Source organism: Pseudomonas sp. KB_15, assembly GCF_052114525.1.
Classification (GTDB): domain Bacteria; phylum Pseudomonadota; class Gammaproteobacteria; order Pseudomonadales; family Pseudomonadaceae; genus Aquipseudomonas.
This window is the reverse complement of sequence record NZ_JBFREX010000116.1, coordinates 1-645: the sequence shown is the minus strand read 5'-3', so window position 1 is coordinate 645 and position 645 is coordinate 1. Positions and strand designations below refer to the sequence as shown.

Below are 645 nucleotides of genomic sequence, written 5' to 3'. Positions count from 1 at the left end.
TCAATGAGCTCCTCGCGCGTGCGCGTGCGATCACCAGATGGCTTCGGTGGCTTTGCTTTGGGAGTGGGTGGCGACATCTTCCTGGGACGCCCTTTTGGGCGCGATGACAAGGCCTCTATACCCCCTGCATCATACTGGCGTTCCCAAATGCCAATCGCACCGAAGTTGCGAATATCGAACCATGCTGCGACTTCGCGATGCGACAACCGCTGGCTTCGCATCCGCTTCAGCACGGCAAGCTTGAACYCGGCGCTGTAGTGCGTGTACTTCCGTTTGATGCTCGCCGCGCCATGCAGGCGGTATCCCGCCACCCAGCGCCGTACTGTTCCGCTGTCTATTTCATGGCGTTTGGCGATCTCACCATAGCCTGCCTGACCGTCCAGGTAGCTCTGGATAACTGTCAGCCTGAACTGCTCCGAGTACCGATACATGAAAACACCCCAAAAGTTGGTGTCCAACTTTTGGGGTGCAGTTCACAGGGCAGGGCGTTTTGCATGTGGCGTAATCGCCGCAGTACGCGACGGGTGCGCGCCTTAGTACGCGATCTTCGCCGTCAGGCTGATGGCGCGCGGGTCCGCCGTACGCGACGGGTGCGCGCCTTAGTACGCGATCTTCGCCGTCAGGCTGATGGCGCGCGGGTCCGCC

1 protein-coding gene is annotated in these 645 nt (G+C 60.6%); it reads right to left on the bottom strand.

The window, feature by feature from the left end:
* Positions 1–458: transposase (locus AB4Z35_RS29960; RefSeq protein ID WP_442101154.1), on the bottom strand; the 458-nt coding region annotated here is incomplete at its 3' end.
* Positions 459–645 lie beyond the last annotated feature (187 nt).